The organism is Streptococcus sp. HMSC061E03 (genome assembly GCF_001813505.1).
Classification (GTDB): Bacteria; Bacillota; Bacilli; order Lactobacillales; family Streptococcaceae; genus Streptococcus.
The window spans coordinates 1-12,262 of the sequence record NZ_KV812783.1; the positions used below are offsets into that span (position 1 = coordinate 1).

Annotated in this window: 9 protein-coding genes; all 9 read right to left on the minus strand. The window is 44.9% G+C overall.

Going from position 1 to position 12,262, the window contains the following annotated elements:
• Positions 1-883 precede the first annotated feature (883 nt).
• From HMPREF2917_RS00060 to HMPREF2917_RS00100, 9 genes are read right to left on the minus strand one after another with little or no spacing between them, the layout of a single operon-like run.
• Positions 884-1,774, minus strand: a complete 891-nt coding sequence (locus HMPREF2917_RS00060; protein ID WP_070588571.1) for a hypothetical protein — start codon at positions 1,772-1,774, stop codon at positions 884-886.
• A 12-nt stretch (positions 1,775-1,786) separates the two neighbouring features.
• Positions 1,787-2,632, minus strand: coding sequence for a lytic exoenzyme target recognition domain-containing protein (locus HMPREF2917_RS00065; RefSeq protein ID WP_070588573.1), 846 nt, complete (start codon positions 2,630-2,632; stop codon positions 1,787-1,789).
• Between the two features lie 10 nt (positions 2,633-2,642).
• Entirely contained in the window at positions 2,643-2,972 is a 330-nt protein-coding gene (locus tag HMPREF2917_RS00070; protein ID WP_049483486.1) for a phage holin, read from the minus strand.
• A gap of 1 nt (position 2,973) precedes the next feature.
• Positions 2,974-3,375 carry a hypothetical protein gene (locus HMPREF2917_RS11030; RefSeq protein ID WP_070588575.1) on the minus strand — a complete coding sequence of 134 codons (402 nt, stop codon included), beginning with the start codon at positions 3,373-3,375 and terminating at the stop codon, positions 2,974-2,976.
• A gap of 29 nt (positions 3,376-3,404) precedes the next feature.
• Entirely contained in the window at positions 3,405-4,025 is a 621-nt protein-coding gene (locus HMPREF2917_RS00080) for a hypothetical protein (protein ID WP_070588577.1), read from the minus strand.
• 4 nt (positions 4,026-4,029) lie between these two features.
• Positions 4,030-4,266, minus strand: a complete 237-nt coding sequence (locus tag HMPREF2917_RS00085) for a hypothetical protein (RefSeq protein WP_061455415.1) — start codon at positions 4,264-4,266, stop codon at positions 4,030-4,032.
• Positions 4,267-4,277: 11 nt separating this feature from the next.
• A complete protein-coding gene (locus tag HMPREF2917_RS00090; RefSeq protein WP_070588579.1) occupies positions 4,278-7,361 on the minus strand; it encodes a phage tail spike protein in 3,084 nt (1,027 codons plus the stop codon).
• Complete coding sequence (locus HMPREF2917_RS00095; protein ID WP_070588580.1) at positions 7,358-8,071, minus strand: distal tail protein Dit; 714 nt, start codon at positions 8,069-8,071, stop codon at positions 7,358-7,360. The genes HMPREF2917_RS00090 and HMPREF2917_RS00095 overlap by 4 nt, the downstream gene beginning before the upstream one ends.
• Complete coding sequence (locus tag HMPREF2917_RS00100; RefSeq protein WP_218108604.1) at positions 8,071-12,228, minus strand: tape measure protein; 4,158 nt, start codon at positions 12,226-12,228, stop codon at positions 8,071-8,073. The genes HMPREF2917_RS00095 and HMPREF2917_RS00100 overlap by 1 nt, the downstream gene beginning before the upstream one ends.
• Positions 12,229-12,262 lie beyond the last annotated feature (34 nt).

Here is a 12,262-nt window from a genome sequence, read left to right on the forward strand (position 1 = left end):
TTTCAATAAAAGAAAGTAAATTTGTCACTCGGACAAAAATAAAAAACCTTGCTAAATGCAAGGACACGAACTTTAAACAATCAACTAAATGAGCCTTCGCTCTACTTCGATTGTACGCAATTTATTGACCGATAGCCTACCACGGTCTGAGCCATAAGGAGCGACCCTATAACTTCCGTAGCGATTAAATGACTAGGCACGACTGGTTACGTCCAACTTTCACCCAACATTCAGAAATATGTTTTAAGCATTAACATACAATAATGTATCGTCTGCACATTTTGGGCTACTTGTACTTATCTTTGGTGTTATTGGCCGATCCCTCGACCTCAAGTGCAAAACGGTTTAATTTAGCATTTCTGGTTCGGTTCTTACCGCTACGCAAGGCCTACCCAGATTATTCTTTCACCGAAAGCGTCTATTGTCACCGCCACCGTCTGATAATGGTCTAATTACGCACAACCTCTATACTGCATACACCCTCAATCTTCTTACACTTCATGATCTCTTTCAATTACTCAAAAGAGAATTACTTATCCCTCCGCAATATCTCACGGAGAGCGTAACGGGAATTATGTATACAATCCAAGCAAGGTGTCACCCTATCTACACTTGGTTATTCAGTAGATTGTTTAAAATCCGTGTACAATTATTATAGCACTGTTAGTCGTTTTTTTCAAGTAAATAACAGCATAATTGCCGTTTTAATAGACAATCTCGATAATTGCCATTATAAACACAAAAACCACCAATTGCCGTTGGTGGTTTTCTAGTGATGGTATTCGATTATCACTTATATTATACCACATTTTAAAATATACTGCTATCTCTTAATGTTTCAGACAAATAAAAAAAGCCCTCCCGAATTGGGAGGGAAAATACATTATATAGGAACTGCTTCGAGGACTTCGACACGTTTCAGTAAGTTTTGAAACAATTCTTTTGACACGTAAGCCGTGCTGGCTTGGTGGCTAGTGAGGAAGTTGTCCCCACCGTTGCGTAGTTTCTCATCGATCAGCGCATCAAGTCCTAGCTCTAAATGTTTATTCTTAATGTTACTTGTCATTTGAGCTTGTAACGTTGTATACGTCGCGAACGTCTGATAAGCCATATCTGAGGTCATATACGCGCTCAAGTCAACCGCTGGCGCTGTTGGTGCCGGCTTGTTTTCCAAAGCCTCCACGCGCTTTTCTAGTGGCCCTAAATCAATCGTTTGGACCGTCGGTGCCGGCTTGCTTTCCAGCGCTTTGACTGACAAGGCTAACTGTTGTACTCGACTTTCTAACGGCCTCAGGTCAACCGTTGTAGCCTGTGGACGTGCTTCGAGGGCTTCGATCCGTGCGACTAGTGGCCCGTCATTGTACGCTTGTACAGTGTGGCCAGCGAGATAGTTCGCGATCTCATCGCGCAAGCTGACTTTACCAAGCTCGACCACTTCTGCAGGCTGGTATTCCTCCGCTGACTGAACCACATCAACTCGGGCGCTCTGGTCACTTGGAAATACATAACCAGCACAATCAACCTCGACGAGATAGCTCTCGACTGGTAAGACTTTGGGAATCTTAAACGATACCTTTGACCCTTGGACAGTAGCGCTGAATGACGCTTTGCCTTTTTTGCTCACAAAGTGGATTGTAGCCTCTTGCCCGTCTAGATCAATAGGGACCCAGTTCTCATCGTATAATGCAAAACCAAAAAGGGAAGCCGAGTCGCCCTGCTTGACGACCCGACCGCCCTCAAACTGCTTTAAATTCGTACAGTTTGAGCGATTCATTAAATCACCCCTTTACTCGTAATAGTTGACTAAATCGTCTTTGTCCCAGCATGACAACCAAACCGGGCCGAATTGCCCAAACTCAAACAAGCGCCAGTAGTAGCCACCATAATAACCACCCTTGCCTGTGTCTGAGATATGGGCTTCATCAAGTTCAAAGCTAAAGTACATACCAGCTTTAAAGTCTTTGTCCGCACCGTCTGGCAAGTTGTTCCCGTCTTTGTCAACCCAGTTTACCAGTGACACGGGAATACCGTTCTCGGTCCAGTCAAAACCAACGGGCGCGAGATAATCGCACTTGATTTGATAGATACCGTTGACATATTTGACCTCATTTGCTTCGTAATATGCCTTTTCTTGCGGTTGTACTGCCGTGTTAGCTTGGTTTTTTGTCTGCGGTGCTGTGTCAGCATATCGCCAAACCTCGATATAGTTCGGTTTATTCCAGGCATAATAATCATTCCAAGGATAGGTATTAATAGCCTGACCTGTTGCGCCCTGCGTTGAGTAGTCGCAAGAAATGAAGTATGTATCATCGATCATCGCTCCGACGTGGCCACCAGCACCGCCTGAGCTTGACATATCAGCGCCCCAGCTCATAAGAATAATATCGGCCGGTTGTGCGTCCCAATCTTGGTTGATACTTACGCGGTAAAAGCCGTTGTTTGCGAGCTGTTGACCAAGAGTAACTGTTGACGGTAAGCCGATGATATTGATACCAGCTTCTTTCAAAACTTGCGACATGATCCCCGAACAGTCACCGGTACCGTCCGAACCGTTACGGCTTCCCAGCATGGAATAGGTAATCAGCCCACGACGACTAATAAAGCCGTTTACGATAGATTGTTGTACACTCATTTTCTATCTCCTATTTTTTCCACTCTTCGTTAGCACGTTTAACTGCTGCCTCGATAAAGGTATTGAGTTCTTGATTCGTCAAGTGGATATTTTGAGACTCGAGGCCTTCAATAAGGCTTGTTTTGGCGTGCTCAAGTTTATCTTTGCCGTGGATATCCAATTTATCCGCGACCTGCTCTGTAGCGTTGACTGCGTTTTTTGCCAAGATCTCCACGATCTCGATCGCTTTTTTGCCACCACGCATTAACAAGTATTTCTTGATCGCTTGTACTACGATACCTGTTAATACAACTAAAATACTCATTGCTGATGATGTTATAATGCTTGTGATTTGATCCATGTTATTTGTCCTCTTTTATTTCTAATTCCAAAAAGCGCTCAAAGAGCACTCTGATAGCTCCGTTCCCGCCTAGCTCGACGTAGCTCTCATATAATTTCGACAACTCTTCTAGTTCGTGCTGGTTCGTATATCCGCGTTTTAACGCGTTTTTTAAGTTTTCCTGCAATCGAAAACGTTGAAGCCGTTGTAAGCCTTTCCCGATAATCGTCAAATTCCGTTGGTTATCTTTACCGATTTCTTCCACGGTTGAGACTGACTTCTCGAGGGCGTCTATCTTATTAGATAGACCCTCAATACGTTTGTCAGCTTCTTTAGTGGTTTTTGTACTCTTAAACGAAAAATAACTCGGAATAATCACGACCAGAACGGGAGTCAGCTTATCTACTAGTGCCAATAGGTCCAATTAAACCACCCCCCTATTATGCTACTAGCCTACTGGACGGGTTGAGTTTCAAGATCTCCCGCTGGTTTTGGATCTTCCGGTTTTGGTTCAGTCCATTTCCAGATCCCGATTTTTCCGTTCTGGTGCAATGATTCGAGCTGGTCAAGTGTTTCTCCATTATATGTAAACGGCTCAGTGACTTGTACCATCACGCGCTTCCCTTCGCTGAATTTTTCAACGTGGTTAGGGTCCTCAAGTGCGAAGATTGCTTGCGCTGGATAGGTTTCGCCTACCTTACCAAGATCGACCAACTCAAGGCCACGCTTGAATACTGTAGGATCGAGTGGGTTGTCCACGTCAGTCACTCGAGCAAGTACGCTCCACTCAGCGACGTCTTTGACTTTCTGAATTTCTTCGTCTTTTTTGGCGAGTTTAGCTTCGTACTCTTGCGCTTGAGTGTGCAAGTCCTCTTGCAATTTCTTCACACCCTCAGCCGGGTTTAGCTCGGTCACGACTTGACCAAGTACAGCTTGGATCAGCACTTCATCTGATTCGTTCGTGCGGTCACCAATTAGTACACGTTCAAATGCTGTGTAAGGGTTCGCTGACCGGATTGATACGAAAGTGCGTCCTTCTTCTTGTAAGTATTTGTTAATGATTTTAAAATCCATATTTTTATTTACCTTCTTCTAATTTTTGAGAGGCCTCATCAAAGAGGTCCTTGAGTGCTTGATCGCTATCCAAAACATCGTTAAATTTGCTCAATAGCTCGTTTACGCGTTGATATTCCTCGTTTATGCGCTTGTTTTCTTCGTTTGTTTCCTCGTACAAGACCGAATATTTTGTAGCCTCAACGATAGCATTTGCGAGATTATGCGAGATCGCATTTATAATTTTATCTGATGTATTCATCTATTGCCTTTCTAAAGACTTATGTCGTAAAAACCTGGATATCCTTCACCATTTTGGTCACGAAATCTTTGTAACGCCTTAAAGTTTTCGTTGATATATCTAAATATATCTGCCAAAGATGTTGAAGGTGCATTGTTCGATACAGAATCTTTCACGATGTGTACATCACCAATAAGGACAACTTTGCGGTGGCCGTATTGGTTAAATATTTTGAGTCCTGTAAAATTGGCGTTCGGGTCCATTACTCCTCTATCATTGACTCCAAATGCAAATGCTGCATAATTGGTTCCATTAGAAATAGTCGGGGATAGGAAAGCCTTACGACCCCCAGAGTTAAATTCCAGCGAGTTTTGTGGGGACATGAACTCAATTTTGGCTGTTCCGTTGTAAGTCGTTACATTTGAGTTCAAATTGATCACGGTATTTCCATAATTTCCGCGAATAATACCACCTTCGAAAGTTAAACCTTTAAACGTTCCAGACGTTACGCTTTTAGCGTTTAGATTGATTAGGTTTACTTCGCGAGCGTCGATAGTCCCAGCGGTTACTTTGTTAGCAGATACGTTAGCGATCATACCGTCTTCTATAACCGCGTTGTCGATAACAGTCTGCCCCGTGATATGTGTTAGCCTTCCGTCTATTAGGTTCGTACCGTTAGCAAGTAGATTGATAGAGTTGAGTACGTCGCCCGCGCTACTTAGATTTTTGACCGACCAAGAACCAGCGAGCTGGCTTACTTGTGTGCGTACTGCTTCGATAGGTTCTGCGCTGTCGTCTGGGCTTGGTTGCCATAAGCGATCTGATGAACCTTCGTAAAAGTCCAGCTCTGTCATAAATAGACCAGACCAGCCGTTAGGATTCCCTTGATAATTAAATAATAGATAACCTTCATCAAATGCCCCTGTGTTAAAGCTAAATGACTTCTTGACGGCTCTTTCTGAGTTAAATGCAGGAGAACCAGTCTTGTCAAAGATTATTTGCATTTCGTCGAAGTCATTCGTCGATCCTTTTCTACGCTTACAGAATGCAATTTTAAAGCGTGCTGTGTTAGCATCAAAAGCTATCAAATTCAGCATATAATTTGTATTTTGCTTAATGATAAAACGTGGACTATGGACAAATGCTCCCGGTCTTAGAGAAAACATTCTTTTTTGACCGTTGAGGTAAAATTGGTGGGCTGTGAAGTTCAACCGTCCATTAGCTTCTGTCCAATATTTCAAGCCGTCATCAGCTCGCGAATTTCGGAGCATATTTGGTCCACCCGTTGTTGAGTACTTCCCAACTTCCGTTTGGAATATCTGGCTACTCATGACAAGCCTTGAAAGCCTATCTGGTGCGTCCGTCTCGCTCTTTCCGAGAATTCGCTCATACATCTTGTTTGATTCCGTGAGCTTGTTAAATTCTAGCGTCTGAGCTGTGATCTGTTTGGACAGATTCAGAAGATCGCGCCCTTGATCGTTTTGGACCCGATCAAGGCTTTCAAAATCACCTTTATTTGCGAATTGCGTTAACAATTTGGAAAAGATTTTACTATAAATCACGTTACCATCAACGCTATTTACACCTTCCGTGACTTTGTTCTGCAAGTCTGGGCTTGATAAAATCTGTTGCTTGATCTGGTCAGATAGCTTGCTAGTGTCTGGTAACGTGCCGGCTTTCTTGAGGGCTTCTTCTGCCTTCGCGTTCGCTTGTGCGATTGCTTGGTTCGTCGAGATTTTAGCGTCTGAGATTTGTTTATCGACTTCTTTCTTGACCTTGTCAATATCCTCTGTGTCGATCCGTTTCTCCCACTGAGAGCCGTTCCAGACATACATACGGTCATAGAGACCGTTCTTTTCAAACCAGATGTCACCGATCTTATGCTCGTTGTTTTCCGGACGGTTGTACCAGACTTTGTTACCTTGAGCATTTAATAGATAGTCTGGTAGGGTATTTACTAGACGTTGCTGATTGCTGGCCAGGTCGTCAATCTTACCGGATAGGTTGCTGGTCATTGATGATTTAAAGCCATCACCGATAACTCCGACCTCGACACTGTCATTCTGCTCTAGCAGTACATCATAGACAATAGTTGTCAGTTTGGCATCTTCGCTGGTAAGCCCGATCTCTGGATAGTAGATTGGCACAATGTCGCAAAGTTCAGCTTCTTCTAAAATCTGGGTAAGTTTATAATCAAGTGTCTTTGATAAGTCTACATACTCGATTTTAGTATTGATCTTTGGAAGCCCTAGACGGTTATTAATTGCGTATTCTTTGGCAAGTCTGCGCAACTTGTCAATCGTTGGCACTTCCTTGTCTTTGAAGTTGGACGAAAAGTCAACGATCAAAACCCGTCGCTCGTTATACAACCCAATATAAGGACCGTCTACATACTTCTCGGGTAGTTCAACTGTTACTTGTTGACTAGTCGCTCCACCCTCACCAGTTCCCTGGCTTTCCGGGGTGTATGTCGCATAAGGATAGACGCTGGTATAAGCACCATCGATGTCTTGGTCGTCTTCTGCTCGCAGGATATTGCGACCATATTCCAGGACAATAGGGCTTTTACGTCCTAGTTGTTTATGCAGTCTAATAACCGTATTATCAAACTCATATTCACCGCCCCAAACATCGAGAATTGAACCAGCGACACCACCAAGAGCATCACGCGCCGTTTTAAAATCTGCGATATTCCAGCTAGTCTTTGAGGTTAGATCAATATCGGACCATGTATCAAACCGAATACCACCAAGGGCATTTAAAGCCCAGATAGCCAAAGCTGCCTGAGCAGTTCCCGATACATTGGTATTATTCCTAATAGCCATCTTTTCGGTCAAGTGGCTGATATGTTTGGCATAGACTTTTAAAATGCCTGTACTGTCCTTAAGGATACGGGAAATGAAGAAAGTCTGATTTTTGGTCCGTAAACCAGCATCAGACTTGATCCGCATATCGTTTTTAAACGTACCGGCAAGCGGGCCACTAGCCGGGTACTCGATATAAAGAGTGTAGTTCCCGTTTCGCTCTCGTGTGACTTGTGCCTTTGTCGCGTCAATTTCTCCCAAACCGTAGGTTTCGAACGCTGTTTCGTTTGCGTTATAAAGTATAGGTCTCATAATTTGACCCCCCAGTTTGGAATAATAAACACTTCAAAGTTACCGTCCCATGAAATCAAGTTCCGACCATAATCAAGGTATGGCATCTGGAATTGAGGAGAGCGAACCACCTTATCCCAGGCTTGCAAGTTGCCAGAGAATACTTGGTTTGCTTGCATATCCAGCGTGATCTTATTCTGTACAGCCTTTAACTTGGTTTTGCGACCGTTAATGGTAAGTGTACAATCACCCGACCCGACTAGAGTGATGATAGGTTTTGCGTTGACATTGCCCAGACCATTGATAGCGACTCCGTTTGTTAGCTTTTGAGTAGTGCGCCCCTGTTTATAAAACTTGACTGGATAGGTCAAGAAGTTCAGCTTGACTTTCCCAAACTGTCGCATAAGGCTAGACACCTCAAAAGTTTCAATAAAAGCTGACCGGTAGATAAAATCTGGATCCCAGGATAGGGTCAAATCTTTGTAGCCGTCAACGTTTAGCCAGTTACTGATCTCGCTTTCTGCATCTGTGAGTTTACGATTCGAAAGGACGGTACAAGGCAACTCGATAGTAACCGACTTGAGCCGGTTCTTTGAGATCAAAAGATCACCATCGCGACCAGGGACCGCTACTGTTTCCACGTCGCTACCAGTCGAACTAATAATATAGTCGCTGGTCACTCGTAGCCCGTGAGTAGTGCTTGATACTCCGTTAAAAGTAAAACTTCCCATTATGCCATTCTACCTCCTTCCAAATTTGTGTAGTAAGCAAGCTCACGCAAGAGCCTGCGCATATTTTCCGGGCTAAAGAAATTATCATTAGCTGTGCCGTTTGCATTAAGTGTATAGTTATTTGTCACGTTTGAGCTTGAGCTTCCACCGCCTGCATAGCCAAAGCGCGTAGCTAGTGTATCAGTTAGACCACTTACAAGATCACCGCGACTTGGTAAGTTAAAGCCAAAGCCGTCCGTGTATTTCTTGCCAGACTCTACTGTCTTGTTAGCAAGGTCGGTCATTGAGTCGTCTACATAGTAGCCGTACTTCTCAATACCTACCGCCATACCTTCTGGGATAGCACGACCTACTTGATCTCTGAATACCTTAGACGGCGAGTTAATAGCCAAAGCAGACCGAGCTGCTGCCACAGCTCCGAATGCAATGCTTGATGCTGCTGATGCAACTGCTCCAGCCATCGCGTAGATACCGCCCATCATACCCTCGCCAATAGACATACCGGCATTATATCCGCCGTTGTATCCGCCGGACATACCGTTATGTGCTGACGCTTTAAGGTTGCTAGACGCGTTAAACACTGCTCCGTTGTGACTCGCTACACCGCTAGTAACACCAGTACCAAATTGTGATCCGGCATTTCTACCGTCGTGGCCTAATGATCTAACAGATGCATTAATCATCATCTTCATGGCATTAGACGCACCAGTAGCTATCCCTTGTGATGAATTGATACCACCACCGATGCCAGAGCCAAATTGTGAACCGTACTGTTGCCCGTTCATGGACATCGCGAGGAACTGAGCAGAAATAGCAAGGTTCATGACTGATGCTGCACCTACTGCGACCTGCTGGCCTACACCGATACCAATCGCAATACCAGAGCCAAATTCTGAACCTTTAGCCTGTCCATCTGTAGCCATGCCAGCCATCGTAGCAGTAGCGTTTGATTTGAGGGTGTTAGCTGCACCTTGCACGACATCGGACCGGCTTAATACACCATCTCCGACACCAGCGCCAAGTTCAGCACCTTTTGCTTGACCCTCACCGAACAAATTAGCCAAAACACCTAGAGATGCGTTTTTAAGGCCGTCAACTGCTCCCTGGACCGATCCCTGGTTTTCTGTGATACCTTGAGCATATCCACCGCTCACTTGTGATCCGCTGTACTTGGCTTCAGTTGGCAAGTTGTTGAAGGCTTGTTTAGATGCCTCTGTGACTTCTGAGGCTGCCTGTTGGACGTCGCCTTTTCCAGATCTAATACCCTCTGCGGTCTTTTGAGGGATTTCGCGACCTTTTACTTCAAAACCTGCATCAGCGAGGGCCATTCTAAACTCATCACCGATAGCTGTTACCATACTTTGGATTTCTGGAGGTAGCTCTTGACCAGTTGCACGAATACCACGCAAGAAGCCTTCCTTGGCTTTGTCGCCGGCTTCCGTCCATTTAGTATTAAGAGCGCCTAGCTGTTCATCTGATGCATTGACAAGGGCCTGCGTTTGGTCTGCCATTTTAGGGCCAGCCTGTCGCATTTGCTCAATAAGACCTTGGTCAAGCCCGCGTTTAGCGAGTGTTTCGAGGTTCTGCGACCACTTATCAACCGCGTCGATGTTCTTCTGCAAGTTGGCAGTCATTTGATCTGCAGATAAGGCTGTCTGCTGTTCGATAGCTTGAAAAGCGTTCTGAACTTCACCTTTAAGATTAGCAAACTCTTGTTGCATCATCTCTACAGCTTTCTTCTGCTCATCGTTCATGGTCTTCGTGTTATAGATCATACGACCAGACGCATCTTCTGTAGCTTTCGCTTGGGCTTCTAACGAATTTTGAATGATGCCTGTCAAACGTTCTTCTTGTTCGCCTAATTGTGCCTTAGCATCTTGAAGTTTCTTAGAAGCCTCTTCAGCTTCCTCGTCAATCTTCTTACGCATACCCGCTTTTAGAGTATTTTCGGCCCATGTCAAACCTAAGTGCGTTTCTTTCGAATCCACTTCTTCAATGGCTTGTGCGCGTTTCTTTTTAACCTCTGCTTCTTTATCTTCGATTTCAAGCCGTTTCTTGGCAATCTCAACCATTCGCTGTTGTGCCGCCTCGGCTTCCGCTGACTGCTTGGAGATTTCAATCTGCTTACGGATAGCGTCCGTAGTCATGTTGATCGTGCCCGTTGCTTTATCATAAACGAGGTTTAGGCCATCAATACGTGAGTTGAGGATTTCAGCAGCCGAAGCAAGCTCTTTCTTCTGAGCTGCAGTCTTATTCTCGACTGCATTTAGTTCATCGATCTTTCTGACCAGTCGCTCGTTATCTTCTGCTGTAGCTTTGATTTCGTTTCTGCGATCTTTGTAGGATTCGTTGCCTTTGCTCACACTATCGTGCAAGTCGTCAATGGAACGTTTGAATTCTTCGTTCTCAGCCTTGGCTTTCTTTACTTCCTCGCTTTCCTGTGTCAACCATGACACCAGACCAGCGATAGCACCAACAACCAGAAATACTCCACCAGATGAAAGAGAAGCCAAAGCCCCAGCTAGTCCGGTAGTGGCCCCTTGTGCTATTAGAGATGTGCTGGTTAAGGATACAAGGGAAGTGATAAGCGTACCAATTAGGCTACCGATACCCTTGATAATGGACAACCCCAGCATCGCTCCTTTAAAGAGCAGTACTGCACCTACGACACCAGCAAATACCGAGATAAGCGGGTCTAATACAGGTTTAAGGAAGCCCAATACACTCACTAGTGATTTAACAACTGGAGTGGCACCACGAATGACACCAATAATGATATTAAAGGTGTTATTAATTGCGTCTTTGATACTATCCAAGTGCTTGGCAATACTCTTACCAGTGACAGCCTTGCTCAAGTTGTCAAACTCAGTAATGATATTTGCTATACCTTTTGCCACGGCCAAGATAATATTATTAAATGATGTCTTGATCCCCTCAGAGTTTTTCTTCGCCATTTCAGCAAAGCCGTTAACTCCTTTATTCAGCTCAACCAGACGCTTACTAAAATCACTAAAAGTTATCTTGCCGTCTTGTAAAGCCTTGTAGAGGTCATTCTGTGCCGATGCCCCAGCATAACCAAAAGATTCTGCTGTCTTCTGCAAGGCATAAGACATGGTTTCTTGCAAAGTCTTCCAAGATTGCAAGTCAACCTTACCAGATGATAACATCTGGGTATACTGCGTTAAACCACGGCTCGCTTCTTCCGTCGATGCACCAGAAGCAAGAAAGGCATTATTTAGGGCGATTGTTAACTTCGTAGACTGTTTAAGGTTACCAGTCATTGAGGTTAGCTTTTGAGTCGTAGCTACGACCGTATCAAGAGAAGTTGGTAAGCCCTCGATACCCTCAGCCAGTAACTTGGTAGATGACGCTACATCTTTTGAAGAGTGCCCCAGCGACTTCATGACTTTCGGGAAGCGTTGCAAGGTATCGAAGCGGTCAATAGCCTTATCCATTGACTGGCTTACAAGGTTCATCGCAGAGCTGACAGCTTTAAAGGCTACCGCGCCGACTGAGAAGTTCTTGATTGCGTCCTTGATCTTGTCAAATTTTGACGCGCTCTTTTCAGCCTGGTCGCCTGTGGTTTTGATGATGTCTTTTAGCTTGACAAAACCGCCCCCACTTTGAGATGCGACTTGTCCAGCTCTATGGGCTAGATCAGCGCTTACCTTAAAGCCATTCCCACCGGTTTTACTGATTGTGCCAGCTTCCCTTACTTTCTCGGATGCCTGTTTAAAAGCATCACCGCCAGACTTGGAAAGCGCACCGGCTTCTTTGATTTTAAAACTTGCTGACTTAAAGCCCTCTCCGCCTGTTTTGGCTTCGTTGCCAGATGCTTTTACTTTTTCTGCCGCTTGCTTAAAGCCATCGCCCGACCGTTGGGCAAGATCAGAGCTTTCTTTGACTTTCTCCCCGGCTTGTTTAAAACCAGAGCCAGAGCGTCCAGCTAAATCAGAGCTTTCCTTGATCTTCTCCCCAGCCCGACGAAAGCCGTTGCTTGATGTCTCGGATAGCTTAGCACCCTCAGCCATACGGTCACCAGCACGTTTAAAGCCTTGTCCAGCTCTTAAAGCCTTGTCACCAGTAGCCTGAATACCATCGCCCGCGCTTTTGACTCCCTGGCCCGATCTTCGGGCTTCTGACTCTAAACGCTTCAAGGCATTAGATAGCTCTGTAAGTTTGCGTCCGTTA